21 protein-coding genes and 2 pseudogenes are annotated in these 26,267 nt (G+C 60.5%); 10 read left to right on the top strand and 13 right to left on the bottom strand.

The genetic code is table 11. The features are described 5' to 3' along the window. Positions 1 to 21: 21 nt before the first annotated feature. The 3 genes from AXW83_RS18175 to AXW83_RS18165 all read right to left on the bottom strand — a co-directional run bounded on the left by AXW83_RS18175 (position 22) and on the right by AXW83_RS18165 (position 3,185). Positions 22 to 798, bottom strand: a complete 777-nt coding sequence (locus AXW83_RS18175; RefSeq protein WP_066615698.1) for a hypothetical protein — start codon at positions 796 to 798, stop codon at positions 22 to 24. Further along, the gene (locus tag AXW83_RS18170; RefSeq protein ID WP_066615697.1) at positions 795 to 2,093 is read right to left on the bottom strand and encodes a tyrosine-type recombinase/integrase; all 1,299 of its coding nucleotides are present in this window, start codon (positions 2,091 to 2,093) and stop codon (positions 795 to 797) included. Before AXW83_RS18170 ends, AXW83_RS18175 begins: the two co-directional genes overlap by 4 nt. Before the next feature lie 501 nt (positions 2,094 to 2,594). Then, the gene (locus AXW83_RS18165) at positions 2,595 to 3,185 is read right to left on the bottom strand and encodes a TetR/AcrR family transcriptional regulator (protein ID WP_066615696.1); all 591 of its coding nucleotides are present in this window, start codon (positions 3,183 to 3,185) and stop codon (positions 2,595 to 2,597) included. A gap of 75 nt (positions 3,186 to 3,260) precedes the next feature. Here AXW83_RS18165 and bdcA point away from each other — a divergent pair, with 75 nt between their 5' ends. Further along, positions 3,261 to 3,974, top strand: a complete 714-nt coding sequence (gene bdcA / locus AXW83_RS18160) for an SDR family oxidoreductase (protein ID WP_066615695.1) — start codon at positions 3,261 to 3,263, stop codon at positions 3,972 to 3,974. A gap of 117 nt (positions 3,975 to 4,091) precedes the next feature. Here the strand turns inward: bdcA and AXW83_RS18155 are convergent, their stop codons facing one another. Next, on the bottom strand, positions 4,092 to 4,940 hold the full coding sequence (locus AXW83_RS18155; protein ID WP_082767223.1) for an EAL domain-containing protein: 849 nt from the start codon (positions 4,938 to 4,940) through the stop codon (positions 4,092 to 4,094). Between the two features lie 387 nt (positions 4,941 to 5,327). Between AXW83_RS18155 and AXW83_RS18150 the strand changes: the two genes are divergently transcribed. From AXW83_RS18150 to AXW83_RS27195, 3 genes and pseudogenes are all read left to right on the top strand, one after another. Beyond that, positions 5,328 to 8,096, top strand: a complete 2,769-nt coding sequence (locus AXW83_RS18150) for an autotransporter outer membrane beta-barrel domain-containing protein (protein ID WP_066615693.1) — start codon at positions 5,328 to 5,330, stop codon at positions 8,094 to 8,096. Positions 8,097 to 8,436: 340 nt separating this feature from the next. Continuing rightward, complete coding sequence (locus AXW83_RS18145; RefSeq protein ID WP_066615692.1) at positions 8,437 to 9,147, top strand: L,D-transpeptidase; 711 nt, start codon at positions 8,437 to 8,439, stop codon at positions 9,145 to 9,147. A gap of 55 nt (positions 9,148 to 9,202) precedes the next feature. After that, positions 9,203 to 9,408, top strand: a pseudogene (locus AXW83_RS27195) (transposase); the annotation flags it as partial. A 67-nt stretch (positions 9,409 to 9,475) separates the two neighbouring features. Here the strand turns inward: AXW83_RS27195 and AXW83_RS28270 are convergent. The 7 genes and pseudogenes from AXW83_RS28270 to AXW83_RS18110 all read right to left on the bottom strand — a co-directional run. Further along, positions 9,476 to 9,592 (bottom strand): annotated as a pseudogene (locus tag AXW83_RS28270) (PaaI family thioesterase); the annotation flags it as partial. Between the two features lie 244 nt (positions 9,593 to 9,836). Beyond that, entirely contained in the window at positions 9,837 to 10,547 is a 711-nt protein-coding gene (locus tag AXW83_RS18135; RefSeq protein ID WP_066615690.1) for a glutathione S-transferase N-terminal domain-containing protein, read from the bottom strand. Positions 10,548 to 10,550: 3 nt separating this feature from the next. Then, positions 10,551 to 11,336, bottom strand: coding sequence for an IclR family transcriptional regulator (locus AXW83_RS18130; protein WP_168166117.1), 786 nt, complete (start codon positions 11,334 to 11,336; stop codon positions 10,551 to 10,553). Between the two features lie 89 nt (positions 11,337 to 11,425). Continuing rightward, complete coding sequence (locus AXW83_RS18125; protein WP_082767221.1) at positions 11,426 to 12,493, bottom strand: extracellular solute-binding protein; 1,068 nt, start codon at positions 12,491 to 12,493, stop codon at positions 11,426 to 11,428. Between the two features lie 24 nt (positions 12,494 to 12,517). Then, on the bottom strand, positions 12,518 to 14,281 hold the full coding sequence (locus AXW83_RS18120) for an ABC transporter permease subunit (protein ID WP_066615686.1): 1,764 nt from the start codon (positions 14,279 to 14,281) through the stop codon (positions 12,518 to 12,520). A 7-nt stretch (positions 14,282 to 14,288) separates the two neighbouring features. Then, positions 14,289 to 15,389: an ABC transporter ATP-binding protein gene (locus AXW83_RS18115; protein WP_066615684.1), complete on the bottom strand. Its 1,101-nt coding sequence runs from the start codon at positions 15,387 to 15,389 to the stop codon at positions 14,289 to 14,291. A gap of 55 nt (positions 15,390 to 15,444) precedes the next feature. Then, complete coding sequence (locus AXW83_RS18110; protein ID WP_066615682.1) at positions 15,445 to 16,386, bottom strand: hydroxymethylglutaryl-CoA lyase; 942 nt, start codon at positions 16,384 to 16,386, stop codon at positions 15,445 to 15,447. Here AXW83_RS18110 and AXW83_RS18105 point away from each other — a divergent pair. Both AXW83_RS18105 and AXW83_RS18100 read left to right on the top strand, forming a co-directional pair. Further along, positions 16,385 to 17,758 (top strand): CaiB/BaiF CoA transferase family protein, encoded by a 1,374-nt coding sequence (locus AXW83_RS18105; protein ID WP_210179611.1) that lies wholly within the window; start codon positions 16,385 to 16,387, stop codon positions 17,756 to 17,758. The two genes, AXW83_RS18110 and AXW83_RS18105, sit on opposite strands and share 2 nt — an antisense overlap. A 38-nt stretch (positions 17,759 to 17,796) precedes the next feature. Next, a complete protein-coding gene (locus tag AXW83_RS18100) occupies positions 17,797 to 19,032 on the top strand; it encodes an aminotransferase-like domain-containing protein (protein WP_066615681.1) in 1,236 nt (411 codons plus the stop codon). A 217-nt stretch (positions 19,033 to 19,249) separates the two neighbouring features. Here AXW83_RS18100 and AXW83_RS18095 read toward each other — a convergent pair whose 3' ends face one another. After that, positions 19,250 to 19,687 carry an Lrp/AsnC family transcriptional regulator gene (locus tag AXW83_RS18095; RefSeq protein ID WP_066615680.1) on the bottom strand — a complete coding sequence of 146 codons (438 nt, stop codon included), beginning with the start codon at positions 19,685 to 19,687 and terminating at the stop codon, positions 19,250 to 19,252. A 125-nt stretch (positions 19,688 to 19,812) separates the two neighbouring features. On the opposite strand from AXW83_RS18095, the gene rocF reads away from it, so the two are divergent. The 4 genes from rocF (at position 19,813) to AXW83_RS18075 (ending at position 24,165) form a co-directional block, all read left to right on the top strand. Then, positions 19,813 to 20,739, top strand: coding sequence for an arginase (gene rocF, locus AXW83_RS18090; protein ID WP_066615679.1), 927 nt, complete (start codon positions 19,813 to 19,815; stop codon positions 20,737 to 20,739). A 2-nt stretch (positions 20,740 to 20,741) separates the two neighbouring features. Then, on the top strand, positions 20,742 to 21,779 hold the full coding sequence (locus AXW83_RS18085) for an ornithine cyclodeaminase (protein WP_066615677.1): 1,038 nt from the start codon (positions 20,742 to 20,744) through the stop codon (positions 21,777 to 21,779). Between the two features lie 292 nt (positions 21,780 to 22,071). Then, positions 22,072 to 23,061, top strand: coding sequence for a beta-1,6-N-acetylglucosaminyltransferase (locus AXW83_RS18080; RefSeq protein ID WP_066615673.1), 990 nt, complete (start codon positions 22,072 to 22,074; stop codon positions 23,059 to 23,061). A 120-nt stretch (positions 23,062 to 23,181) separates the two neighbouring features. Continuing rightward, on the top strand, positions 23,182 to 24,165 hold the full coding sequence (locus AXW83_RS18075; RefSeq protein ID WP_236841707.1) for a UDP-glucuronic acid decarboxylase family protein: 984 nt from the start codon (positions 23,182 to 23,184) through the stop codon (positions 24,163 to 24,165). A gap of 92 nt (positions 24,166 to 24,257) precedes the next feature. Here AXW83_RS18075 and AXW83_RS18070 read toward each other — a convergent pair whose 3' ends face one another. Beyond that, on the bottom strand, positions 24,258 to 26,057 hold the full coding sequence (locus tag AXW83_RS18070; protein WP_066620752.1) for a putative bifunctional diguanylate cyclase/phosphodiesterase: 1,800 nt from the start codon (positions 26,055 to 26,057) through the stop codon (positions 24,258 to 24,260). Between the last annotated feature and the right edge of the window lie 210 nt (positions 26,058 to 26,267).

Raw genomic sequence — 26,267 nt, 5'->3', positions numbered from 1 at the left:
GAAAATTTAGAAGGGGGTCTACTACCCTTTAGGGTTAGTCGCGCGGTATGCGTCGGCGCCAAGCAAAAATCGGACGTTGAACCAACTCGGTGCCAACGGGTTCCCAGAGCCATCGTGTCGGACAACCCGACGCTTCCGCCTAATAAGCGTCGCTGTGGCGGAACTGAAATCTGGAACGTTGTCGCCGCCCTTCCAGTCTCGCCATGCTTCGCCAACGAAGCGCAGGAAAGGGTTCGAGTCTGGATCGTTGCTCTTCCCCGGCGCATGACCGGTCGCGAACCACCAAGCGTCGATCATGATCGAAACAAAGGCCTGCTTATCCTGGTCGCCCCAATTTTGAGGTTGCACGAATGTGTCCCGCCGCCGCCGACAGTCGGCCTCGATCTCGGCTATCAAAGTTGTGCAAGCGACCAGAGCTGCCCAGTCTCTCTCAGCGCCAGCGTGGTCCGCTGCTCTGATCATTCCGTCATCTCTGGGGCGCCCATAGCGAAACCAAACGAGCGCTTCAGAAGCCGGTCGAATTTTCTCCATCGCAGACACCAATTGCGCCAGCGCATTTTGCGCCAATCGCGCCTTGTCTCGAACATTCTCCATCAGCGTCAGATCTTCCGCAGGCATATCGCACGAAGCCGATTTGATCGCTGTTTCTAAGGTCCTTCCCGCCAACAATGGCAGGAACGTCTCCAATTCGGGCCTGACGCTCGGACGACGCGAGCCCAAGCGTGATTTCAGAAATTGGTAGCAAAGCGTCTCAGTGGGGTTGTCGATGATGCGTTCGATGAAATCCGGGTCGATCATGGCCGCGCCTTTCGTGAGGGCCTAGTCGATTTCCCAAGGAGTGCGTCGCCGATTGTGCGGCCAACACGATTAGCGACCCGAAGCGATGGGTCCGCCTGCAAATGCGCGTAGACCTGGGTCGAACGCATATTTGCGTGTCCTAGAAGCGCACCCGTCATTTCTAGGGTTTCGCCGGAAGACACGGATGTCGAGCCGAGGGTATGTCGCAACGTGTGGGGCGTAACCCCAGGGAGCGCTGCAAGTTTGATTGCCTCTGGCCAGACCCGCTTGGTCCCTTGGTAGAAGCCTTCGCCTCGCTCGGCCGGAAATACGTACGGGCAGCCGTCGTCGCGAGGCAGGGCGGCCAGCAAGGCCATAGCGGCCGAATTCAAAGGGCGCATTGAGAAGCCCGTCTTGCTATCGCCGAATATCAACGCAGCTCGCTCAAAGTCGATCTCTGACCATCGCAGGCCCGCTATCTCGTTTCGGCGACAGCCCGTGAGCGCCCAGAGCCTCGCAATGTTGGTGGCCTTCACGTTGACGCCTATCGTCTCAAGTTTTGCTAAGGCGGCGCCCAGCATTTTCACCTGATCGAGCGTCAGGAAGCCTTTCCGCTGGTTGTCCGTCTTGTTGACGGCGGCATGTTCGCAAGGATTGTCGCTGACGATTTCCGAACGCTGTGCGAATGTGAAAACCGCCGACAAGTCGCGGACAACCTTGCGCGCAGCGCCTTCTCCACCCCGGACGATGACGCGCGTACCATTCTCGTTCTTCCCGTCGCTTGCGGTCTTGCCGGCTGCCACGTCGGCAACGAAACGGACGATGTCGCTGGACCGCACATCGGAGATGCGGCGCTTGCCCAGCAGCGGAAGGACGTGATGGTTGAGCCGAGCCATCGTGTAGGCTTTCGTCAGCGGCTTCATGGCAATGCCCTGCCGCTTGCCGCGCTGGACGACGCAGCCGCGCTTGTCATAGTCCAACAGCAGTTCGGCGATGGTCATTTCCCGACGCTTCGCGGTTCGCCCTGCAGCGGGGTCATCGCCGTTCGCGACGCTGCCGAGCAATTGCCTGGCCTTCTTTCGGGCTTCTTCCGGCGTGAACTTGCCGTACTGCCCAACGACCATGCTGCGCCGCGTCGCCTTACGTCCTCCGCCGTCAGTCCGGTATCGGATCAGAAACGTCTTGCGCCCGCTCGTTTCAATCCTGAGACCAAAGCCCGATAGATCAGCATCCCACAATTCGTAGCGCGCGGCTCGCGGCTCGGCGGCGTCGATCGTTCGTTTGCTGAGTTTCGTCTTGGTGTCTATCGAAGCCATACTGCGCCCGTGAGGTCCACATGGGGTCCACCATCCGGCACGCTCAGGACAACCGGAGGAAAGCGCCGGATACGAAAGGTGCGCTAACGCAATGAGTTATGACACGGTAGGAAACGGCAGGAAAGCCGAGAATACGTTGTCCACAACCTTGCCAAGGTTGGGGTCGAGGGTTCGAATCCCTTCTCCCGCTCCAGGACATCACAAGGCCAGAGAGGCACGCAAGCGTCGGGTTTCCCGGCGCTTTTTGCGTTTTTGACTTGGCGCTTTTGGCGGCATTTCTAAGAAGCCCTGAAATGCCTCGGTTACCTGGTGGTTACAAGTTCGTTTCAGCGAGGCGGCCTTCTCTTGGCTCGCTCCCGTCATGCTCGACCTGTATTGCGGCTGAAGCTGCGCAGTAGGGCAGGGCGGCACATCGTGCTTTCGCGTCGCACAGATGCGGCGAAGGCCGAGCGGGTGACGCGCTCGATCGCGTCAAACAGCCAAGTATGACAGGCGCTGTCCTCAAGCAGGAAGAGCCTGCGTCAGGGCCAGACCTGCAAGGCGGGCAGTGGCGAGGAGCTGATCCAGGCCGTGCCCGTTCCGAGCCTTGGCGGAGAGCCCGGACATAGTCGTGCTGACGAAATCTGTCAGCCGATGCGCTTCCTCGGGATAGCGAGCAGCGATGTAATCGCGGATCACCCCTTCAGCGGCGAGGTTGAAAGCTCGGGCGGCTCCTCGCGCCTCCAGATCGTTGGAACGGGTGCCTTCCAGCACAAGACAGCCGGCAGCGTCAGGATCGGCGGCGTAGTATCGGGCGGCCTCCTCTAGCAAGACAGCGAGACAAGCGGCCACGGGCCGATCAGGGTTTAGCAGGCTGGCGAGAGGGATGGCATCGGCGCAGTTATAGCGGGCAAGGATGCGGGCGTAGAGACCGGCCTTGCTGCCGAAGGCAGCGTAAAAGCTCGGCGGGTTGATCCCGAGCGCCTGGGTAAGGTCGGCGACGCTGACAGCGTCGTAGCCACGGGCATGGAAGAGATGTTGGGCCGTGGCGACCGCCTCATCGGGGTCGAAGCGCCGGGGACGACCACGCGGGCGACCAATATTTGTAGTCACTGATACAAAACCCCTTGACGGTGATCTCCGGAGCTTTATGTAGCGCTTCCTACATTAAACCTCAAGGAGGGCCTGATGGCCGCGTTTCAAGGAAAATCCGTTTTGGTTCTCGGTGGCAGCCGGGGAATCGGGGCAGCGATCGTGCGGCGCTTCGCGGGCGACGGTGCGAAGGTCACCTTCACCTATGCCGGTTCGCGCGAGGCAGCGGAGCGGCTGGCGGCCGAGACCGGAAGCACGGCGGTTTTGACCGATAGTGCCGACCGCGACGCAGTGATTGCGCGGGTGCGCGACAGCGGACCGCTCGACGTACTGGTGGTCAATTCCGGCTTCGCCATCTTCGGCGATGCGCTGGAGCAGGACCCCGACGAAATCGACCGGCTGTTGCGGGTCAACGTCCATGCTCCCTATCACGCGTCGGTGGAAGCGGCGCGACATATGCCGGAAGGCGGGCGGATCATCGTGATCGGTTCCGTGAACGGAGATCGGATGCCCGTACCTGGCATGGCATCCTACGCGCTGAGCAAGTCAGCGCTGCAGGGAATGGCGCGCGGGCTCGCGCGGGACTTTGGGCCGCGGGGAATAACCATCAACATCGTGCAGCCTGGGCCGATCGATACCGATGCAAATCCGGAGGATGGGCCGATGAAAGATCTGATGCACAGCTTCATGGCCATCAAGCGCCACGGACGGCCCGAGGAGGTTGCGGGAATGGTGGCGTGGCTTGCGGGTTCGGAGGCGAGCTTCGTGACCGGAGCAATGCACACGATCGACGGCGCCTTCGGCGCGTGAGCCTCGTATAAAGATCACTGGGTCGGCATCATTGGCGCGGGCGAGATTGGCTACCAAATTGCCCGCGCCGCGACCGCGAGCGGCTAAACGGTCAGATCAACTCGTGCGTCCCAGATGTTATCGGGGCTCATAGGTTTCTTTAAATTGGGTAGCAAGGACGAAGCAGCATTTCGTCCGACATTGGTTTTGATTGCCGAAGGCATTGGTAGCAGCCAGTCGATATGTGAGTAAAACGCGAGGAAGCTTCGCTACCTCCGGCTTGGCGAAGAGGTAGCCTTGGAAAAGGTCAATGCCGGCTCCGCGCAATGCGAGTAGCTCATCGTCGGTTTCGACTCCCTCCGCGATCACCATCACCCCAAGCTGACGAGCCATCATCGCAACGCAGGCGATGATGGTCTGGCGTGCGGGTGAGTTTCCGATGCCCCGAATCAAGTTCATATCGAGCTTGATCAGATCCGGCTGAAAACTCGCGAGCAGGTTCAAGCCGGCATATCCGGCACCGAAATCGTCAAGTGCGGTTATGAAACCTTGTTTTCGATACTCGGCAATTATTTTCTGGAGGTGAGCAACGTCTTCTATTCGCTCGTTCTCAGTGAACTCGAACATGAGCTGGTTCTGAGCGAAGCCGACGCGACGGGCTGCCTCTAGTGTCGCACGGATGCAGGCGGAAGGCTCATAGACAGCGTTCGGCATAAAATTGATCGAGAGCTTCAATCCGCTTTCGGGAAAAAGCCGGCCGGCAAGTTCGATGGCCTTGACGCGGCAGGACTGGTCAAACTTGTAGCGGTTGGCCTCGTTGACCTGCGCTAAAATATGACCTGCTCCTTGGCCTTCTATGCCTCGAACCAACGCCTCGTATCCCCAGACGCGTTTGCGCTCGACATCCACAATTGGCTGGAACGCCATCGTGAAGTCGAATGGGAGCGGTTCTCCGTCTCGGCAGCCTTGGCACGCAATCTTGTTCATCAAGCTCTCATCCGATCTTTGACGATCGTTGGCTGGGAGAGCTGAATCAACCGTGAAGAGATCGGCGCGGCCCGATGTCATCGCACCTATAGGCGATATTCGCTGCCGGGATCCCTTGTTTCGTTCAGGGGACCTGGATCGGTTCGGCGCTCCGGAAACACGTTGATCGTGCCGCCATCGTGGCGGTCTCCTCCGTTGCGGACCCCCGAACCCCACCGGCCGTCACCGCTTTGTTGCATATCCGCGTCCTTCGTAATCTTCCGTTCTGTCTGTTGCCCATTCTCCATTGTCGCGACGCGACGAATCCCCGATTGTTGCAACCTGGAATGGCCTACTTCTCTCAAGGGGAATCTTTATGCGCGCGGCTATGGCGGGGATGTTGCGGGCATGAGATATACTGGAAAGGCAAGATTTCTGGCGGGCACCTCCTGCGCCGCGCTCGCCATCGCCTGCTGGCTGGCAGCGCCAGTCTCGGCTGCGACCTATCTCGTCAGCAACGAGACCGATTTACGCAACGCGATCGCCGCGGCGAATGCGAGCCCGGACGCCAGCTCGACGATTGTGCTGACGCAGAGTTTCACGGTCACCACCGCGCCCAACCTGACGACGCCAACCAAGACGCTGACGATCGACACGCAAGGGTTCACTCTTTCGGGAGCCGGAGCCAGCAGCATCACCGTCAACGGCAATTTTCCGAGCGGCTCGCTGACCCTTTCCGGGACCCTCGTCGGCGGGACCGGGGGGGTCGGCCTGGTCGTCAACAGCGGCATCACGACGGTCGGCGCCAGCACCGGACAAGTCGTCAACAATGGCTCGATCACAGGTGGTGCAGCCGCTTCCGGAGGTCTCGGCGTCTCGCTCATCAATGTCGTGACCTTCCTCAACAACGGCGCGATCAGTGGCGGAACCGGGACGGGCGCGGGCGTCGGCAACAACGGCGCCGGCGTCAATATCCTCAACAGCGGTGCGACGCTGATCAACAATGCCAGCGGCACCATCCAGGGCAGCAACAGCCAGGCGGCCGGACATGTCGGCGCGGGCGTTTATGTGTCCACGCTCGCAAAGGCCGCGACGATCACCAATTACGGCACGATCCGTGGCGGCCGGGATATCAGCGGCGTCGGCGCCGGCGAGGCCGCGATCCTTGGCCGCGGCAGCCAGCTTACGACGATCGTCAATGCCGGCACCCTGGAAGGCGGAAACGGCGCGGCGGCGATTGCCGCCGACGCTACCACGTGGAATGTCGCCGTCATCAACAGCGGCACGATCCGGGCCGGAATCGGCCAGAATGAAGCGATACGATTCGGCCAGACGACTGCGAGCAGATCCGCGCTGGAACTCCAGGCCGGCTCTGTGATCCAAGGCAACGTCATTGCGAACGCCTCGGTGGGCCTCTTCGACACGCTCCGTCTCGGCGGCACGGCCAACGCCAGCTTCGATGTCTCGGCCATCGGCCCGGCCGCGCAATACCAGAACTTCGATGTCTTCGAGAAGACTGGCACCAGCGCCTGGACGCTGACCGGCATCGGCGATTTCGCGGGCCCGACAAACATCGCCGGCGGCACGCTTCTCGTGAACGGCTCGCTCGCCGGCTCGGCGGTGACGGTCCAGTCCGGCGCGACGCTGGGCGGCAGCGGTACGGTGGGGGCGACCACGCTCCTGAGCGGAAGCCGGATTACGCCCGGCAACTCGAGCGGCACGCTGACCGTCAACGGCGCCTATGCGCAGGCAGCGGGATCCACCTATCAGGTCGAGCTGGACCCTGCGACGACGACCTCCGACCTCATCCGGGTGAACGGCACGGCCACATTGGCGAGCGGCGCCGGGCTCTCCGTCGTCAACTACACCGGCGTGCCCTACGTCGTCGGCCAGCGTTTCACCATCCTGACCTCGACCGGGCTGACCGGGACTTATGGCTTCGGCGACCAGGTTCTGACGCCCTTCCTCAGCCTGAGCGATGTCTACGACGCCAACAATGCCTACCTGACCGTGGTCCAGACCCGGACGGTAGGAGACATCGGCACCACGCCCAACGAAACAGAGGTGGCCCAGTGGGTCGATAGCCTGCCCACCAACAATCCCGTCCAGAGCGACGTGCTCAATCAGGAGAGCATCGATGCAGCGCGGCGAGCACTGAACCAGATCTCCGGTGAAATCCATGCTTCGGCCAAGACGGCCCTGATCGACGAGAGCTGGGTTCTGCGTGCCGCCGTCAACGACCGCCTTCGTACGGCGCTGGGCGGGGTCGGCGCCCAGCCGATGGCGACGCTGAACTACGGCTTCACCGCCGACCTCGCCCCGGCCGTCAGGGGGGCGATGCCGGCGCTGAAGTCGGATAGCTTCGCGGTCTGGGGCCAGGGCTATGGCTCCTGGGGTCGCACCGACAGTGACGGCAACGCCGCCAGGCTGACGCGCTCCACCGGCGGCTTCCTGTTGGGGGCTGACGCGGCCGTGTTCGACAATCTGCGTTTCGGCATCATCGCCGGCTACAGCCGCAGCGAATTCGACGTGAACAACCGGCTCTCCTCGGGCGAGAGCGACAACTACCATCTCGGCCTCTATGGCGGCGGGCAATGGGGCGCGCTGAGCCTGCGCGCCGGCGCGAGCTACACTTGGCACGACGTCGAGACCACCCGCTCCGTCACCTTCTCGGCTCTTGGCAGCAATCTGCGCTCCGATTACGACGCCGGCACGGCTCAGGTCTTCGGCGAACTCGGCTACCGGATCGACCTCGGCCGCGTCGCGCTCGAATCCTTCGCCGGCTTGGCCTATGTCAACCTGCGCACCGACGGGTTCAGCGAGACCGGCGGAGCAGCAGCACTGACCTCTCGCAGCGACGACACCAGCCTCGGCTACTCGACGCTGGGCCTGCGCGCCTCGACCTCCTTCGCGCTGCAGAGCGTGGATCTGACGCTGCGCGGCGGGCTGGCCTGGCGCCACGCCTTCGGCGATATCGATCCGACCGCGACGCTCGCCTTCTCCGGTTCCAGTGCCACGATCGCCGGCCTGCCGATCGCCCGCGATGCAGCCATGGTCGAAGCCGGGCTGGATGTCGCGGTCGGCCGGAGCACCACGCTGGGCGTGGCCTACACCGGACAGCTCGCCAAGGACACACAGGACCACGCCTTCAAGGGCGTGCTGGCGGTGAGGTTCTGAGGCGGGCTCAACGTGGCTGCCGGGCTGCCGCCGGGGCAGCGATGATCATATCGGGCAGGCCTGAGCCGGGCGTGGGCCATTTCCTCTGCGACTGCTCAATTTGCTCTTTCGACCGTCGCGCGCTGATGCTGCGACCTGCATGTTTTGCCGAAGCCAGCGCAAGTGGGATGGGAGACAGCGTGGACGTTGCCGGCTTTGGTGCACGGCCACCACCGCGCAGCGAAAGCCCGCGCTTGCCAGTCGAGCCGTGGGCCGGCTATCTCAGCTGAGCCAAGATGCTCAGCGGGTGTATGCCGGAGTCATATCTCGTCGGGCAGCAGGATATGGGAAGTGCAAAATCATGATCGTGGACGGTAGGAATGCCGATGCCGGCAAGATGGATGTGATGGCTCTACCCGGGCGTCGGGCGGAGCTTCTCAGCCGCCGGTCGTTTCTGGTCGGCTCGACTATGGGTCTCGGCGCGCTCGGGCTCGGCGGTTGCGCGACATCCGACGGCATGAGCCTCGCCGAGGCACAGAAGCTCTATGGGCCGGTGCCCGAGGAGAAATTCCCGATCCCGGCAGCCGATGTCAGCAAGGTCGATCCGAAATATTTCCGTCGGACCGTGCGATACGATACCAAGGAAGCGCCCGGTACGATCATCGTCGATCCCAGCAATTACTACGTCTACCGCATCGAGGGCGACGGGTCCGCCACCCGCTACGGTGCCAATGTCGGCCGAGACGGGTTCCGGTGGAACGGAGATGCCTATGTCGGGCGCAAGTCCGAATGGGCGACCTGGACACCGCCCAAGGAGATGATCAAGCGCCAGCCCGAGGCAGCCAAATACGCCCGCGGCATGCCTGGCGGTCTCGACAACCCGCTCGGCGCCCGCACGCTCCATCTCTATCAGAACGGCGCCTATACGCTCTACACGATCTACGCCTCTAGCGATCCCGAGACGATCGGCTCCGGCATCACCAGCGGCTGCGTCGGCCTGCTCAGCCAGGACATGATCCACCTGTACTCACAAACCCCGGTCAAGACGAAGGTGGTCGTCCTGCCGGCATAGCAATGGTCAGCACCCGATCCAAAGCGACCGGGGCGGCAGCCCAAGGCAGGGGCGGATGGCCGGGATCGCCCGAAAGACGAAGCGCCATCCGTCGGATCTGACGGATGGGGAATGGGAGCGGATCGCGGCTGGCGGATGCTGCCGTTTCCTTTTGGGGGCTGCGCACGGTCCATGGCTGGTTCCGCGCGTTGGCACGCCGCTTCCTGTTCCAGCCCGTTCACAGATCGGGAACTGACAGTATCTTCCAGACGCCTTGGGCGGAACCTACGATCCTGTCACCGATAAAGAACTCGCCATCAACGAATATAAGGGATTTGGTTCGCCTCAAGACCCTGCATCTAGCGGTCACGAACTCACCGATGCGTACACCATCGATAAATTGATAGCTGAGTTGGACCGTGGCTTGCGGCAGTTGATTTGTTGCAGAACGAGCCGTCGCGCCCATGGCTCGATCAGCAAACGTCATCAACATACCGCCTTGGGTCATCCCGCGACGGTTCTTATGCTTTGCCTGGCTCAGGAACGCGAAGTGAGCCTCGCCTTCGATGCTTTTCTCCCAAACGGGGCCGACTAAACCGATAAATCCGTTATCTTCCGTAGCGGTCCAACCGTCACCCCAGGATCGAAAGTTTCCGGCGTCATGCTATGCGAGGACATGGTATATGGATCCGTTCATGCGCCGCCCGGTGTCACCCGGCCGGCTTGCTTCCGAAGAGAATGGCGTGCGCCTTAGGATCCTTGAACGCACTGTCCTTACGGTTCTCGCGGGCCAAAGCCAGGCCGCGCTGCACCGCCGGCCGCGACAATAACTTATCGAGCCAACGCTTGACGTTCGGAAAATGCGTAATGTCCTGCTTCTGTCGCTCGTAGAGACTTGCCCAGCCCACACAAGCGATGTCTGCGACCGAGTAATCTCCAGCCAAATACTCCGATTGCGCCAAACGCTTGTCCATTACACCGTACAGGCGTGCAGCTTCTCTCGTAAATCTATCAATGGCATAGGGGACGCTCTCCTTGGCATAGACGAGGAAATGGTGCGTCTGGCCCAGCATGGGTCCAAATCCGCCAACCTGCCAGTACAACCACTCTTCCACGACGCCCCGGACAACAGGATCCTCCGGATAAAGCTTGCCCGTTTTTCGGCCGAGGTATTGGAGAATTGCACCTGACTCGAAAACCGACACCGTTCGACCTCCAGGGCCGTCCCTGTCGACGATCGCCGGAATTTTGTTGTTGGGCGAGATTTTCAAGAAGTCGTCCGAAAATTGCTCGCCTGCACCGATGTCGATCAGTTTGAGGTTGTAGGGCAGGCCGCATTCCTCAAGCATGATGGAAATCTTCCAGCCATTCGGAGTCGGCCAGTAATACAAATCCAGCGAGGCATCGGTATCCGACGGCATTACTCACTCCGCGCTTCTGTTGTCAGAAAAATGCGCCGATGCGCGGTTTAAAAACGATATGCAATCAGGGGTCGCGCCCAGTTGGAGGGACAGCTTCCTCACCATCGCGACAAGCTTGGCGGAGTATTCGTTGGCCGATTCATCATTGAATCTGTTGACGGGCCCCGAGACCGTCAATACGCCGACAAGCTTGTCCTCGAGGCCGAAAACGGGAGCCGCCACGGCTGCCAGGTCCGGATCGCGTTCGCCGTGAGAGCGTGACACAAGCGCTGCGACGGCCGCCGTTCGCCATCCCGCTTCAAAAGCAAGAAATGCCCGGCTGGCCGCGCCCCCCTGCTCGAGTGGCAGGAGCTGACCGATTTCCACCTGATGACGCACCTGGCGGTGAGAATTCGAGAATGCGATCCCCAAGCGGGCCGAGCCGGTGCGAACGAAGAAGCCTGAGCTCTCGCCTGTCGTTTCAGACATCTCAGCTACGGCAGTCTGGACTACCTCTCCGAAACCGAAGGCTTTACGAGCAACCGTGCCCAGGTAAATCGAGCTCGTCCCAAGCCTGTAACGCCCATCAGGTCTCCGCTCCAACATTTCGTTTCGTTCGAGTGACGAAATAATTCTAAGCAGAGTACTCTTGTACAAGCCCGTGATATCCGACAACTGCGCGAGCGACAGCACATTATTGTCCACGGTAAAAGCAAGCAAAATGGCCATCGCTCGCTCTACCGATGCGACGCCGTCTTTCGTTTCACTTTCATCCGTCACGTCCCGGCTTACTTTAAGATTGCTTTTCATCATAACCTCGCTGGCATGGCGCGTGCGTAAGCGCGCTATGCGTCGTTGTCGAGCCCGTCAGCGGCCGAGGAAGAATTTGCTCCTGACTATCAGGCCAACAGCCAGCTGTTGAATCTCTGTTGAGCTTTATCCTGGTTCACAGCCCAAAATTCGTCGGAAATTTTGGCCATTTTTTTGAAGTTCGGCTCATAAGTCGTCAAATTGACCCGGCGCGATTCTTCGATCAGGCCGACGGTTTCCGGGTTTGCAGGGCCGCTGCCCGAGGCTGCGCACGCTTCAGCCTGCCGCTTCGGTTCGAGAGCGAACTCGATAAACTTTCGAACGAGCTCGACTTTCGCGCTGCCTTTCGGAATGACCCAGCCATTGACGAGGTAGAAGCCCTCTTCCCAGGCGATCCTCACAGGGAGCTTGGCGTCGATCAGCTCCTGGGCACGGTTGGAGTACGTCGGCAGGATGTCTACCTCCCCAGTCTGCAGCAAGCGCGCGCTTTCGGCAGCTGCCGACCACCACGTGCGGATCCTAGGCTTGATCTGATCGAGCTTCGCAAAAGCCCGGTCCCAGCCGGCAGGTGAATTGAGGATTTTGTAGATATCGTCGCCGCCCTTGACGCCGTCGGCTCGCAGCGCGACCTCGATGGTATCGCGGGCGGTACGGCGCAGTGACCGGACTCCCTTGATCGAAGGGTCCCAGATATCCGCCATAGAGCTCAGCGGCTTCTTGATGGTGTCCGTGCGATAGCAGTTAACGAAGGCCGGGATGATCTCCGGCACATAGAATTTATTTTTCAGGTCCGCTGGAATGGCCGAGTAGTTCGCACCGGTTACCCCGTGCTCTTCGAGATAACCGTCGTCCATCAGCGCCACAACGACATCGCCCGAGATGCTTCCGCAGAAATCCCAGAGATTATTCTTCGTCTCGACCTGAAGTTTAATGTCGGACGCGGGGCTACCGCGGCGCGTAACGGGAACGACTTCAATTCCAGTCGCTTTCTGGAAGGGGTCGTAATAGAATTGCTTGTTTCGCTCGGTCACGGCACCGCCGGCATCGGCGATCGTAATCTTCTGACTGGCCCGAGCGGATGTCCATACCGCCGGCGCCACGATCAGCGCTGATGTCGTTCCAACGAGCAAATTACGCCGGTTCATTCGAATTGACATTGTAACCCCTCTTTGTTGATTTCATTATCCCTTCGCTTTTCCAAGCCATTTGGAAAGCAGAAGTGCGGCGCTGACAGCAACCAGAAGCAAGCTGGAGACAGCAGCAAGAGCTGGAGTCACCAGATACAGAGACTCGGCCCAGATTTGCTTGGGAAGCGTCGCGTAGGTACCACCAGTAATAAAGAGTGCAATGGTGAGCTCATCAAACGACTTCACAAAGGCGAACAGGAATGCCGTAACGATCCCCGGTAGGATCATCGGCGCTGTGACCAATCTGAATGTCGTGAAGCGACCGGCCCCCAGCGTCCACGCAGCCTGATCCAGCCTCGTGTCGTAGCTCTTGAAGACGGCCATGGTGGAGATCACGGCATATGGCAACGTGATGACCACGTGCCCGAGGATCACGCCCAGGGACGTGCCGACCAGCCCGATTTTCGCGTAGGCGTAGAACAGCGCCAGCGCGACGATGATGTTGGGGATCACCAGGGGCATGGTCAGGCAGAGCATGTAGAGCGGCTTCAGACGGCTTTCCGTCTTGACCAGGTAGATCGCCGCGGGAACGCCGAGCAGCACGGCCAGCGTCGCGCTGGCGAGGCCGATATACAGGGACCGCAAAGTCGCGGACTGCCAGAGCCCTGAATTCAGGACGGACTGGTACCAGCGCAGCGAGAACCCGCGGGGCGGCCATTCCAGGAAATTGCTTTCCGTGAACGAGATCGGGATCAGGAACAGGGTGGGGACGAAGAGGAAGGCAAGCAGCGCCACGACGACGAGCATCCTGCCGCTTCCGCCGAGCTTCGGCACGACGGCGCTGCCAAAGATCCGTTCCAGGGCGGCGGCCACCATCGCCAAGGCGGAACTCAGGACTTCGACGAGATACATGCCGAGCTTTCTGAGCGCCATCGCCTTTTTGCCGATGGGCTGGCCACCGCCGTGGCGCTGACCTGTCAGGGCCTGCATACCGATCAGCTGGTCGAACACCCAAAACAGCAGCCCGGTCACCAGGAGAAGCAGGACCGCCACCGCGGCTGCAAACGACCAGTTCAGCATCTCCTCCACCTCGAGGATGATCAGCTGCGCAATCATCATCTCGCTGCGACCGCCCATCAGCTGCGGCGTGATGAAGAAGCCGAGCGACGAGACGAAGACGAGCAGGCTGGCCGCCGCGACCCCCGGGAACGACAACGGGAAATAGATGCGCCAGAAGGAATGCACGCCCCTCGCGCCAAGCGTCGAGGCCGCGCGCGGGAGGTTCTCATTGATCCCGCGCATTGTCGCGTACATCGTGAGGACGGCCAGCGGCAATTTCGCGTGGAGAAGGCCGACGAGAACCGCGTTGAAATTGTACAGGAGCTCCAGGGGCTCCTCGGCCAATCCGGCATCGACGAGCACCCTGTTGATGAGGCCCCGACGCCCAAGCAGGACGAGCCATGCGAGCGTGCGGACAAGGAAGCTCGTCCAGAACGGCACGACGACGGCCAGGATCATCAGGTTGCGAACGTTATTGCCTGCGCGAGCGAGGGTGTAGGCAATGGGGTAGCCCAGGACCAGAGAGAGCAACGTCGTCCAGCCGGCGGTCGAGACGGTGTTCAGCAACACCCGGGAATACGTGCCGCCGGCGAATAGACGGTCGTAATGTTCGGTCGTCAGTCCGCCGGCTTTGTTGAAGATGCTGAGGCCCAACAGGCTGAAGACGGGCGTGAAGAACAGGATCAACAGCACGACGGCGGCGGGTAGGAAGAGCAGGCCCGCGTTATTGTGCCAGTTCCGAAGTGTGAAGCTCGACATGTCGGCCTCACTCGCTCTCGGCGGAAGCGGGCAGCAGCTGGGCGGTCGAGGGGTTCCACGACAGCCAGACGGATTGCCCTTGCTCCACCGAAGAGGCAATCGCCCCGTTGAGCGCCGCCGACACGAACGTGGTGCCGTTGGCAAGCTTGAAGAACTTCTTCTGGACCGCGCCCGTGCTGATTCCGCCCTCGACCACCGCCTGGACCTGGGGGCGGCCGTCTTGGCACTGAGGCGACACCGTGATGTGTTCGGGCCGCACCGACAACGCCGCCTCGTCCCCGACCGCGAACCTCTGGCCCGGGCGCGCCGTCGCCGCGACGGTCACTCCATGGCCGACAACCAACGAGATGTCCTCGCCGGCGGCCGCCGAGATCCTGCCGCGCAGGATGTTGGACGTCCCGATGAAGTCGGCTGCGAAGACGGTGCTCGGCCGATCGTAGATCTCGTCGGGCGTGCCGAGCTGTTCGATGGAGCCATTGTTCATGAGGCAGATACGATCGGACATGACCATGGCTTCCTCCTGGTCATGGGTCACGTAGACGATGGTGGTCTCGAGCTGCTTGTGAATACGAACGATTTCGATCTGCATCTGCTCGCGCAGCTTCTTGTCCAGCGCACCCAAGGGTTCATCCATCAGCACAACGGAGGGCCTGAAAACGGTCGCCCGCGAAAACGCAATCCGCTGCTGCTGGCCGCCAGACAGTTCGTGCGGAAATCGATCTGCCACCTGCGGCAAACTGACGACGCTCAGAATCTCTTCGACCCGCCGCGATATCTCGGCAGCAGGGACTTTTCGCATTTTAAGCGGGAACGCGATGTTGTCGGCCACCGTAAGATGGGGGAAGAGGGCGTAGTTCTGGAAAACCATGCCGATATCGCGCTGGTAGGGGGGCGCCGACGTAACGTCCCTGCCATCCACGAGAATCTGGCCCGCCGCGGGCGTAGTGAGGCCGGCCAGAATTTGCAGCAAGGTCGTCTTGCCCGACCCCGACGGCCCGAGCAGCGTGAGGAACTCGCCTTTGCGCACGCTGAGGGACGTGGGGTGAAGCGCGATGACGGGACCGTAAGCTTTACTAATCCCAACCAAATCCAGCTTGATCTCTTGCATGTATATCCCCTCGCCAAGCCTGACGGCCTGATCGTTATTTTGTCATTCCGACTGTTTATCCGCAGGCGACCTTGGTCTTCAGCAGGCCTCCATGCATGATGCCGCCAGGCAATGGGTGCCCGACAATCTCCTCAGCGAGCAACGCGGCTTCGATCAGCGCATCCAAATTCACGCCGGTCTCGTATCCGAGATCGCCGCACATGAACGCCAAATCTTCGGTGCAAACATTGCCGGCGGCACCCTGGTGCCCAGCGAACGGACAGCCCCCCAATCCAGCCACGCTGGAGTCGAACTTTCTGACTCCCATCTGAAGTCCGGCGAGAGCATTGGCGATGCCCATCCCGCGCGTATCGTGCAGATGCAGGGCGACCGGAATGTCCGGCCAACGATCCTGGACTGCGCCCACATATGTCTTGATCGTCGCAGGCGTGGCCCAAGCCATGGTGTCGTAAAGCATGATTTCGGAGTAGCGGACGCCTTCCTGCTCAGCGATGGCCATCAGGCGCTGCACGGAGGCGATCAGGTCATCAACCGTGATGGGTCCAGCGAAATTGCAGCCGAATGCAGCCATGACGCCCGCATGAAATTCGGTCACGCCGCATTGCCGATACAAGGCGATCTTGGTGACGAGATCCGCCTTGTTCTTTTCGAAATCCTGATTCTGATTGCGGATCAGGAACGGCTCGGAGGCTGAGGTCGTTACCCCGCCGTCGATGGTAATCCGGCCCGTGTCGAGAGCGCGTTGAACGCCGCGGGCGTTGAGGCAGGTCGCCGTGAACTCGACCCCGTCACGCTCTGCGATGCCCGCCACGACCGCTTCGGCATCCGCCCAGCCGGGAACGCGCTGCGGGTTCACGAACGCTGCGACTTGAATCCGCTTCAGACCGGAAGCGGAAAGCGCGTCGATAAGAGCGATCTTCCGGGACGTCTCGATGGCCCGCTTTTCGAACTGGAAGCCCTCGCGCGGCCCCTTCTCGTGAATTTCAACGTGGCCCATGTCGTCAATCCATTTTTTGAATTCAGAACGTCGTTCTCTTACTATCAAGGTGGCACATGCCGTTTTGGATGGGAAGCACAATTTTCGCCTTGCAATTATGGCGTTCAGTGAACAGAATATCGTTCTGTTTTATCCGGAGATCGATATGTCATTGCTCGCAGCTTCTGTCTCTCAAGCCCCGGCTCTACCGCTTGCGGGCATCAGAGTGATTGAGTTCACCCACACCATCATGGGGCCATATTGCGGGATGGTTCTGGCGGACCTGGGCGCCGACGTGATCAAGATCGAAGCCGTGGAAGGGGACCGCACGCGCAAGCTCGAAGGCTTTGCCCAGGGGTTCTTCCCGACATTCAACCGGAACAAGCGCGCGTTTGCCGTGAACCTGAAGTCTGAGCGCGGCCAGTCGATCGTAAAGGAACTCATTGCGACGGCCGACGTCGTCATCGAGAATTTCGCCCCCGGCACGATGGAGCGACTAGGCCTCGGCTTCGAGCAGCTTGCGGCGGATAATCCGGCGTTGATCTACTGCGCACTCAAGGGCTTCTTGACAGGCCCCTACGAGCATCGGCTGGCGCTGGATGAAGTCGTTCAGCATATGTCGGGTCTTGCGTACATGACCGGGTTGCCGGGCAAGCCCATGCGCACGGGGGCCTCAGTAGTCGATATATTCGGCGGCTTGCTCGGAGCCTTCGGCATCCTGACCGCATTGCGCGAGCGCGATAAGACTGGACAAGGTCAATTCGTTCGCAGCGCGCTGTTTGAGGCAGCCTGCTGTTTCATGGCTCAGCATCTGGCTGGCGAGGCAATCACCGGCATCAAGCGGGAACCGCTGGGCGCGAAGCGCGGCACCTGGGCCGTGTACCGGACATTTCAGACCAGCGACGACAAATCGATCTTTCTGGCGATCACAAGCGACCAGCATTGGCGCCGATTCTGCGCGGAGTTCCGCCTAGATGACTTGCTGACCGACCCATCGATCCAGACTAACGAGGATCGGGTCAACGAAAATGCGCGGCTTATGCCGATTATCGAAAAATTGTTTGCTTCCTACGACCTGGACACGATCTGCAAGCGCTTGGATGCCGCGACACTTCCATTTTCCGAAAGCTCTCGGCCTGGGGATCTTTTCGACAATCCGCAGCTCAATCATGAAGACCGCATGTTGTCCGTGCGGATGCCGAACGGAAAAATGGCTAAACTTCCGCGGATGCCGCTCGAAATCGGCAACCACGATTTCTCGCTCCGGAACCATCCGCCGGAGCTCGGCGAGCACACCGAGGAGATCATGCGAGAGCTCGGGCTGGGCGAGGAATTGTCCGAATTATCCGCTCTGAATGTGGTTCGCGCACCGTCGAAGGCGGCCGCAGCCTGAAGATCCGTCACTCGGGCACAATTGGAAGGACAACTACAATGCCGAATTTCGACCTGACTTCGCTCTTCGCAGAGGCGACTCCTCCAGCAGCGATCAAATTTGCCGGACTCCCGAAATACAATTTTATCGGGGGCCACAATGCTCCGGAAGCCATCCCCGTTGAAGCATTGATCGAAGCCGCCACGACCGCGTTGAAGAGGGATGGTTCCCTTCTCTCCATGTACAATATGTCTCATGGCCCCCAGGGATACAGGCCGCTCCGAAAGCTCGTCTGTGACAAGCTGGCACGTCACCGGGGCGTGAACTGTTCGGAGGACGACGTTCTTATCACGTCGGGATCGACGCAGGGCCTTGAGCTGATCTTCTCGCTATTCCTCAACCCCGGTGACGGCGTGATCGTTGAGGAGTTCACATATGCGAGCGTCCTGACCAAGCTGCGCAAGCTCGAGGCCGATATCGTCGGTGCCAAGCTCAATGACGATGGTCTCGACATCCGTGCCCTGCGAGAGCTTCTTGCGGAACGCAAGAAAGCCGGCAAGCCCATCCGCATGATCTATACGATCCCGACCATTCAAAATCCGACCGGGAGCATCATGCCGCTCGAGAAGCGCAAGCAGCTGATCGCTGTCGCCCGAGAGTTCGGATGCGTCATCTTCGAGGACGAATGCTACGCGGACCTGATCTGGCACGAGGGCACGGCGCCCGTTGCGATTTATGCGCTGGCTCCGGATATCACCGTTCATATCGGGTCGTTTTCAAAGACATTGGCGCCGGCGGTCCGTGTTGCTTACGCGGTCGCGGAATGGCCTGTGTTGAGCCGCCTCGTCGCGATGAAAGCCGATGGCGGAACGGGCGCGATCGACCAGATGGTGGTCTGCGAATATTTCACGAGCCATTTCGACCAGCACGTAAAGGGCCTGAATCAGTCGCTGAACCGACGGCTCCAGATCCTGACCGAAGCCGTCGATGCCGCCTTTGGAACCGGAGTAACCTATCATGCTCCTCCGGGAGGTATTTTCTTGTGGGTGAAGTTCCCGGATCATGTCGATGTGAGGAAGCTCGTGGCTCCGGCCGCCGAGCTTGGAATCTCCTTCAATCCGGGCCCCGAATGGGCGGCTGACGGCGACGCCGCATCGTCCTGGATGCGCCTGTGCTTTGCCCTGCCGTCGGAAGAGATCATGCGTACGGGCGTTGCAAAGCTGGCGGATGTTTGTTTTGCGGAAACCGGCTTCCCCACCCGATCGGCGAACACCGCCCGCGTCGCCTCCGCTTAACGAGAACCTACCGGGGGCCCGCGGACCGCGCGCCCCCGGTCGGGTCCGACATAATTTAGCTCGACAGTGCCCTTCGAATTCATCTGCAAATGCTGCAGATCAGAACCTGAACGATTCAGATTCGGCTTAATCCACCAATGCCAGGGCTGATACCTGGATCGCTGCATCCGGCCCGCGGCACCTCGTGCCAATGCCAGCTTCTGACCGGGTGCCATCCTCACAGCCTGGCCCTGGAACTGCGCGGCGTCGCAAGCAGGAGGTTGGTCTCCGATGCGGTGATGCCCGGCACCATCCTCAAGCGCCGCAGGATGGCGTCGAGGTCGGTCAAGCTCTGGGCCGCGACTTCAAGGATCAGGTCCCATTTGCCGTTCGTCGTGTGAACCGCTCCGATCTCCGGAAAGCCGACGAGCGCATCGACAACGCGGTCGAGCAGGCGTCCTTCCACCTCGATCATGGTCAGGCCACGTACCGGCATCGCGACGGCGTCGGCCCTGAGCACCACCGTGTAGCCGATGATGTCGCCGCGCGCTTCGAGCCGCTCGATGCGGGCGCGCACGGTCGCCCGCGAAAGACCCATCTCGCCCGCGATGTCCGAAATGGCGCGCCTGCCATCATGCCTCAGAATGGACAGCAGCTGCTGGTCGAGATGGTCCATATCTGCCGTTTTGCTCAGCCAAGCTGATCATAACGATAAGCCAGTATCACCAATCTGCCAATATGGTTCGTTCACTTCGCCGCAAGTGGCCGCTAGATTGCGGCATTGGAACAAACGGAGCTGGCATGACGACGGAACGCTGCATCCTGATCGGAGCGCCAACGCAAGAGGGCGCCGGGCGCCTGGGCTGCGACATGGGGCCGAGCGCCTATCGCACCGCGGGCATCCGGGAGGCGCTGGCCGATCTCGGCTTCGTCGTCGAAGATCGCGGCAATGTCGCGCCGGCTCCGTTGCGAGACCTCGCGCATACGAATGCGGCGATCCGCAACCTGGCGGCTTATGATGCATGGATCCGGACTCTGACGGAGGCGGCCGAGCAGGCGAGCCGCGAGGGTCTGCCGATCTTCCTGGGCGGAGATCACTCGCTGTCGGCCGGCACCATTGCGGGCGTGGCCCGCAATGCAAAAAGCAACGGTCGCGAACTCTTCGTCCTGTGGCTCGACGCTCATGCCGATTTCCACACCCTGGTGACGACTACAAGCGGCAACCTGCACGGCACGCCGCTGGCCTATGTCACGGGTCGCGCAGGCTTCGATGCGCTCTCGCCCGTCGAAGCCGCGGTCAAGCCGGGGAATGTCTGCCTGATCGGCCTGCGCAGCGTCGATCCCGCCGAACGTGCCGCGATGAGCGATGCTGGCGTCGTCGCCCACGACATGCGGGCCGTCGACGAGCATGGCCTCGCGCCACTCCTGCGGCGGTTCCTGGATCGGGTCGAGGCGGCCGACGGAATTCTCCACGTCTCGCTCGACGTCGACTTCCTCGACCCCGAGATCGCGCCCGCCGTCGGCACGACGGTGCCGGGCGGGGCGACCTTCCGCGAGGCGCATCTCGCCATGGAGATGCTGCATGACTGCGGCCGGGTCTGCTCGCTGGACCTCGTCGAGCTGAACCCCTTCCTCGACGAGCGCGGCCGCACCGCGCTTCTCATGGTCGATCTTGCCGCAAGCCTGATGGGCCGCACGATCCTCGACCGCCCGACACGGAGCTTCTGACCATGCCCCCCAGACTGAACATCGTGCCCTTCGTCAGCGTCGACAACATGATGAAGCTGGTCCTCTCGATCGGCGTCGAGCGGTTCCTGTCGGAGCTGGCGGGCTATATCGAGGATGATTTCCGCCGCTGGCACCTCTTCGACAAGACGCCGCGCATCGCGTCCCACTCGGCTGACGGCGTGATCGAGCTGATGCCGACCTCGGACGGCGCGATCTACGGCTTCAAATATGTCAACGGCCACCCCAAGAACACCCGGGACGGCCGCCAGACTGTCACCGCCTTCGGCGTGCTTGCCGATGTCGGCAACGGCTACCCGATGCTCCTGACGGAGATGACGATCCTGACCGCGCTGCGCACAGCCGCGACATCCGCGCTGGCTGCGAAGTATCTGGCGCCGGCCGGCGCGCGGACCATGGCGATCATCGGCAATGGGGCGCAAGCCGAGTTCCAGGCCCTCGCTTTCAAGGCGCTCCTCGGGATCGACCGGCTGCGGCTCTACGACATCGACGACGCAGCGACGCGGAAATGCCTGCGCAACCTCGCCCATCTCGGCTTCGAGATCGTGGAGTGCCCGAGCATCGAAAGGGCGGTCGAGGGGGCCGATATCATTACGACGGTCACGGCCGACAAGCAGAACGCGACGATCCTCACCGACAACCTCGTCGGCGGCGGCATCCATATCAACGGCGTCGGCGGCGACTGCCCCGGCAAGACCGAGCTCCATGTCGACATCCTGCGTCGGGCCGACATCTTCGTCGAATACGCGCCTCAAACCCGGATCGAGGGCGAGATCCAGCAGCTGCCGCACGATCACGCGGTGACGGAACTGTCCGAGGTGATTGCCGGGCGCGCCGCGGGACGCGTGAGCCCGACGCAAATCACCCTGTTCGACTCGGTCGGCTTCGCCGTGGAGGATTTTTCCGCTCTCCGCTATGTGCGCGCAAAGCTCGCAGACACGGCGTTCTTCGAAGAGCTCGATCTTCTCGCCGATCCCGACGAGCCGCGAGATCTCTTCGGGATGCTGCTCAGGGCCGCATGACGCTCAACCGACCGGATGACGCGCCTGCGCCGGATCGTGAACGAAGCGATCTCCTCCTCGCCGGGAACGGTGGCGGCATCCGAAGCGGAATCTGCCTGTTGGATCCATTTCGCCACGCGCCCATAGGCTAATTTCACTCCGTATGCCGCTTGCCGGCAAGTCGACGTTCGACACGGGCCGCCCCGCCGCTTGCGGCAATTTACTATCCGCGACGAAGGTCTCCATCTGGGCGTTGCGCTGGCAGCGGTAATCGCTAGCTTCGTGAACTAGACATTTCGAGGCGCGACCTGCAATGCGGATAGCCTTTTTTCTGCAGACCCATAAATGCCTCGACCAGATCGAGCGTCTCGTCCGAATTCTCCAGAGCACATCCAACGATCATATCATTGTCATTGCCCATGATGGCCCAGCGGCCGCGATCGAGAGATTATCGAAGATCGAAGGGGTTACTCGGGTTACCGCCGCCATTGGCGGGCGAGGACGGTTCGGATTGATCGATGACCTACTGGCCAATCTGGGCTGGATCCGCGGCAATGGGCTTGATTACGACTGGCTCGTCATGATGAGCGGCCAGGATTATCTCGTGCGGCCCCTGGCCGAACTCGAGCAAAAACTGGCGACGTCCAAATTCGACGGGTATTACCATCATTTCAGGGCCGACATTCCAGATGAAGCGACCTCTGGTGCAATGCAGTGGCCAGTCAGAGAAAGCCAAGACCGATACTACTACGCATACAAGGTCATCAGCTCCAATATCAGTCGTCTTGGACAAATTCTGCTTAAACTGCCCAAAGACGTGATCAATCTCTCCAGGACGTTCAGGCTGAGCAGCAGCTACGGGCTCATGCTCGGACGACGTGTCGCGCACGCCCCATTCAGCGAGCAGTTCAAGCTTGTCGGAGGCAGCAACTGGCTAACGATCAGGCGTTCATGTGCGGAATACCTGGTAGATTTTGCGTCGAAAAATCCCGATATCGAGCGTCATTATCGGCGCACGCTTGTCCCTGAAGAATCCTTCATGCAGTCGATATTATATAATAGCGGACAGTTTAACATCACTGGCGAAGAGCTGCGATACTACGATTTTTCCCATAGCAAGCACGGCCGACCTAAAATTATTCAGCCTGACGATATCCCCGATCTATTACGCTCGAAATATTTCATTGCCCGTAAGTTCGACATGGATCTGTGCCCTGACATTCTCGATCGGGTGGATCAGGCCATGGAGAACGGCCTGGCGCCTGATCCACCCGCCGGGGCGCGGGATTTCTCTCGCGTATGAGCCAACAAGCTAGTCGTTGCGTGCGACTATTGGCACACGCTCATCGAGGTCAAGCCATCTGCAAGCCTGGATCAAGATCTACCGAGTAGCGCACGTCCAAACATCGAGGAGTCCATTGAATTGTCGGCAAAAAAGGAAAGGCTGTTTGGTCGGCGCATTCTCGTGACCGGCGGGGCCGGTTTCGTTGGCTCACATCTTTGCGAAAGGCTTTTGAGCCACGGCGAGGAAATCCTTTGCGTCGACAATTTCTTCACAGGCCGTCGAGGCAATATCAATCATCTCTTTGGCAATGAAAATTTCGAGCTCGTCCGCCACGACGTAACCTTTCCCTTATATGTAGAAGTGGACCAGATCTACAATCTGGCCTGTCCGGCCTCTCCGGTTCACTACCAATTCGATCCTGTTCAGACGACAAAGACGAGCGTTGTCGGCGCGATCAACATGCTTGGTCTGGCCAAGCGTCTCAAAATTCCTATTCTTCAAGCCTCCACATCCGAGGTTTATGGTGACCCAAGCGTTCACCCTCAGCCGGAGAGCTATTGGGGCAACGTGAATCCTATCGGAATTCGCTCTTGTTATGACGAGGGCAAGCGATGTGCCGAAACGCTCTTTTTCGACTATCACAGGCAGCACAAGCTCAACATAAAAGTTGCCAGAATATTCAATACATACGGTCCTCGAATGCATCCGGCAGATGGCCGGGTTGTCTCGAATTTTATCATGCAGGCGCTGCGGGACGAGGACATCACCTTGTATGGCGATGGCGAGCAGACCCGGTCGTTCTGTTACGTCGACGACCTGGTCGATGGCTTGATCGCAATGATGGGTACCCCCAGTCGTATCGTGGGCCCGATAAATCTCGGAAACCCGGGTGAATTCACCATGCGCCAGTTGGCAGAAGTTATCAGGGAGCTGGCTGGCTCAAAGTCGCGACTTGTGCATCGCTCTTTGCCAGAGGATGATCCTAAACAGAGGCGCCCCGATATCGAACAGGCAAAGAGCACTCTGAATTGGGAGCCTAAGATAGACTTGAAAGAAGGGTTGACGCGAACGATTGCGTATTTCGATCAGCTTCTGAAAGCTGGAGCAGTTGATCACGGGTAATATCATGCGGCTGTGCAGTTCGCCTGGACGACCATCGAGCGGCGGCGGACCAGATACGCTCTCGATCGATGCTCGAGGCGTATCGGACAGACCTAACTTGCAACGCGAACGATCTTTCGATCCTGCTGGGGTAGTCGCTGGGAAAACCGCCTCAGCAGGCCCGTCGCGACATCGCGTGGTACGGCGGGCGAGAACAAATAACCCTGACCGAGCACGCAGCCGATATCCGTCAAAAGGGCGGCCTGATCTTCGTTCTCGATGCCCTCGGCAATGACGCGGATGTCGAGCTTGCGCGCGATATCGACGAGACCTTGGACGATCGCCAGGCTGGGATCGCCCTCGTCGAGACGATCGATAAAGGATTTGTCGATCTTGATGATGTCGATCGGTACCGTGAGCAGATGGGTGAGCGAAGCGAATCCAGTGCCGAAATCGTCGAGCGCGACGCGCAGTCCATGCGCGCGCAACGCCTTGATCTCGCGAGCTACGATCGGGTCGCGCTGACCGAGATAGACGGACTCCGTCACCTCCAGAATGATGTGCTTCAACGGCACGTTTTGTCGGCCGAAGGCAGCTTCGAGGCGAGAAAAAAGCGTTCCGCTATGAAAATCGGCGGAGGCGATGTTGATGCCCACATGCTGAAGTGGAATGCCCTGATCCAGCCAGAAGCGAATGTCTGCTGCAACGGCAGCCATCATGCGTTCGGTCAGATGCGAGGCGACGCTGACATCCAAAGTTGCCTGATGAAATGCGGCAGCCGAGACGATCTCGCCACTCGGCTTGCGAAGTCGGCAGAGAGCCTCCAGCCCGACGATCGCGCGCGTGTCGAGCCGCAAGATGGGCTGATAGAACGCGTCGATCCTGCCTTCGCGCAAGGCCGCATCAACGTCGCGGATCACCTCAATGCGGGTCGTGATCGCGTTGCCCATGCCCGGCCAATACAGCACAAACCCGCCGCGGCCCGTTTCCTTGGCATGGTATAATGCGAGGTCTGCGTGCTCGCGTACTGTTGTCGCATCGTCATCATCGGCCGACAGCAACGCGCCGCCGATGGTTGCGCGTGGCTGAATGACATGCCCGCCACACTGGGCGGACGGTGCTAGCGCCTGGAAAATTCGCCGCGTCGTGCCCTTGATGTCCGCAAGCGCATCTTCGCCCTGGAGGATCACGGCGAACTCGTCGCCGCCCATGCGGAACACCCGATCCGGCAAGACGCTCTCGCCGATCCTGCTCGCCACGGTCTGCAAGAGGGCATCGCCGGCAGCGTGCCCGAACGTATCGTTGATGGTCTTCAAGTTATCGAGATCGATGAGCAGTAGCGCCCAGGCGCCTGCTTCCGCGCAGGACAGGCGCTCCAGCGAAACGTCGAAACTCGCCCGGTTCGGTAGATTGGTCAGCGCATCGATGAAGGCGCGGCGCTCGCGGTCCGTTACACGCTGATCGCGCTCCATGGCGATGGCGCACAGAGAGCTACACGATGTAACAATTTTTTCCTCTCTCGCGGTTGGTCCGCGTTGTTCCTTGAAATAAAGGGCAAATGTGCCGAGCACGCTCCCGCTCGCATCCAGAATTGGTGTGGACCAACACGCCCGTAACCCCAAGGACAAGGCATGCTGCCTGTAGTCCGCCCAGCGCGGATCGGTCGCGATATCTGCAACCACGATTGCAGTTCGAAGATAGGCGGCGGTACCGCATGAACCTACCTGCGGCCCGATCATCAGACCTTCGAACCCGGCGGAATACTCATCAGGAAAGGTCGGCCCCGCCAGAGGGTGCAGCAATCCCCCGCGATCCACGCGCAAGACCGAACACCGGACGTTCGGCAGTAACAACTCGATTTCACGACAGAGGCGATCGGTCGTCGCTTCCAGGGTCTCCCCTTTTGCGATCATTTCCAGGATATTATTTTGCAGCTTCAGCACGGTTGCTCGACGATCTCAATCGTTGTCCCCGCCTCCGTTATGCACCCTCGCCGTAAACCAGCCGTGATGAGGTACGGGTTACGCCCCCCTAACAAAAAGGCGCCCTTTTTATGCATGGGCGATCTTCGCTGCGACGAGACGCGCGAGAGGCCTCTGGTTGGTCTCGGTCTCATGTGCTGC

It is taken from the genome of Bosea sp. PAMC 26642 (assembly GCF_001562255.1).
GTDB lineage: Bacteria > Pseudomonadota > Alphaproteobacteria > Rhizobiales > Beijerinckiaceae > Allobosea.
Note: the sequence above shows the minus strand (reverse complement) of the source record. Positions and strands in the feature narration are given on the sequence as shown.

Coding starts and splice junctions, on each gene's coding strand:
- AXW83_RS18175 (WP_066615698.1), bottom strand. CDS start 798: ATGATCGACCCGGATTTCATCGAACGCATCATCGACAACCCCACTGAG.
- AXW83_RS18170 (WP_066615697.1), bottom strand. CDS start 2,093: ATGGCTTCGATAGACACCAAGACGAAACTCAGCAAACGAACGATCGAC.
- bdcA (WP_066615695.1), top strand. CDS start 3,261: ATGGCCGCGTTTCAAGGAAAATCCGTTTTGGTTCTCGGTGGCAGCCGG.
- AXW83_RS18155 (WP_082767223.1), bottom strand. CDS start 4,940: ATGAACAAGATTGCGTGCCAAGGCTGCCGAGACGGAGAACCGCTCCCA.
- AXW83_RS18150 (WP_066615693.1), top strand. CDS start 5,328: ATGAGATATACTGGAAAGGCAAGATTTCTGGCGGGCACCTCCTGCGCC.
- AXW83_RS18145 (WP_066615692.1), top strand. CDS start 8,437: ATGATCGTGGACGGTAGGAATGCCGATGCCGGCAAGATGGATGTGATG.
- AXW83_RS18135 (WP_066615690.1), bottom strand. CDS start 10,547: ATGCCGTCGGATACCGATGCCTCGCTGGATTTGTATTACTGGCCGACT.
- AXW83_RS18130 (WP_168166117.1), bottom strand. CDS start 11,336: ATGAAAAGCAATCTTAAAGTAAGCCGGGACGTGACGGATGAAAGTGAA.
- AXW83_RS18125 (WP_082767221.1), bottom strand. CDS start 12,493: ATGTCAATTCGAATGAACCGGCGTAATTTGCTCGTTGGAACGACATCA.
- AXW83_RS18120 (WP_066615686.1), bottom strand. CDS start 14,281: ATGTCGAGCTTCACACTTCGGAACTGGCACAATAACGCGGGCCTGCTC.
- AXW83_RS18115 (WP_066615684.1), bottom strand. CDS start 15,389: ATGCAAGAGATCAAGCTGGATTTGGTTGGGATTAGTAAAGCTTACGGT.
- AXW83_RS18105 (WP_210179611.1), top strand. CDS start 16,385: ATGTCGTCAATCCATTTTTTGAATTCAGAACGTCGTTCTCTTACTATC.
- AXW83_RS18110 (WP_066615682.1), bottom strand. CDS start 16,386: ATGGGCCACGTTGAAATTCACGAGAAGGGGCCGCGCGAGGGCTTCCAG.
- AXW83_RS18100 (WP_066615681.1), top strand. CDS start 17,797: ATGCCGAATTTCGACCTGACTTCGCTCTTCGCAGAGGCGACTCCTCCA.
- AXW83_RS18095 (WP_066615680.1), bottom strand. CDS start 19,687: ATGGACCATCTCGACCAGCAGCTGCTGTCCATTCTGAGGCATGATGGC.
- rocF (WP_066615679.1), top strand. CDS start 19,813: ATGACGACGGAACGCTGCATCCTGATCGGAGCGCCAACGCAAGAGGGC.
- AXW83_RS18085 (WP_066615677.1), top strand. CDS start 20,742: ATGCCCCCCAGACTGAACATCGTGCCCTTCGTCAGCGTCGACAACATG.
- AXW83_RS18080 (WP_066615673.1), top strand. CDS start 22,072: ATGCGGATAGCCTTTTTTCTGCAGACCCATAAATGCCTCGACCAGATC.
- AXW83_RS18070 (WP_066620752.1), bottom strand. CDS start 26,057: ATGATCGCAAAAGGGGAGACCCTGGAAGCGACGACCGATCGCCTCTGT.